This is a genomic window from Mesorhizobium ventifaucium (genome assembly GCF_935822925.1).
GTDB lineage: Bacteria > Pseudomonadota > Alphaproteobacteria > Rhizobiales > Rhizobiaceae > Mesorhizobium > Mesorhizobium ventifaucium.
Map to the genome: position 1 here is coordinate 1 of NZ_CAKXZS010000086.1, position 798 is coordinate 798.

General features: G+C 64.5%; 1 protein-coding gene. It reads right to left on the reverse strand.

From position 1 onward, the window contains the following. Positions 1–56: 56 nt before the first annotated feature. Positions 57–798 (reverse strand): phosphatidate cytidylyltransferase (locus tag NMG70_RS31720; RefSeq protein ID WP_254028137.1); only part of this gene is annotated, 742 nt, incomplete at its 5' end.

Consider the following 798-nt stretch of genomic DNA (forward strand, 5'->3'; position numbering starts at 1 on the left):
CGCGCCCGGCCAGGAAGGCGCCGCTTGCCGCTGCAAAGTAAGGCCGCAGCTCGCCCTCACGTCCAGAAATAGCGCACCGTGTGAAAGAAAATCGGGGCGGCGAAGACCAGGCTGTCGGCGCGGTCCATCATGCCGCCATGGCCCTCGATCAGATGGCCCCAGTCCTTCACCCCCTGGTCGCGCTTGATGGCGGAGGCGACCAGCCCGCCGAGGAAGCCCATCAGGCAGGCGATAAAGGCGACGCCCGCCGCCTGCAGCAGCGAAAACGGCGTCAGGAACGATAGCAGCGCGCCAAGCAGGCTCGACGTCGCCAGCCCGCCGACCAGCCCTTCCCACGTCTTCGACGGCGAAACCTTCGGCGACATCAGGTGCCTGCCGAACAGTTTGCCGAAGATGTATTGCAGCACGTCGCTGCCTTGCACGGTGATGATCAGGAAGGCGATCAGCAACAAGCTGCGGCCTTCGAAGCCGGGCACGTCGAGCGTCAGCAGGGCCGGCACGTGGCTGACGCAGTAGACCGAGATCATGACGGCCCATTGCTGCGCCGAGACGCGCTCGAGAAAGCGCTCGGTGTCGCCGTGAAGCGCGGTGATGGCCGGCATCAGCAGGAAACAGTAGACCGGGATGAAGATGGTGAAGAGGCCGTACCAGGCGGTCCACACCAGCCAGTACTGGAACGGGATGATGATGCCGAACATACCGAGCAGCACCCAATGGTCGCTGCGGCGGCTGTGCGTCAGCGTCACGAATTCGCGCAAGGCGGCAAACGAGATCAGCGCGAACAGGATGGTCATGCCG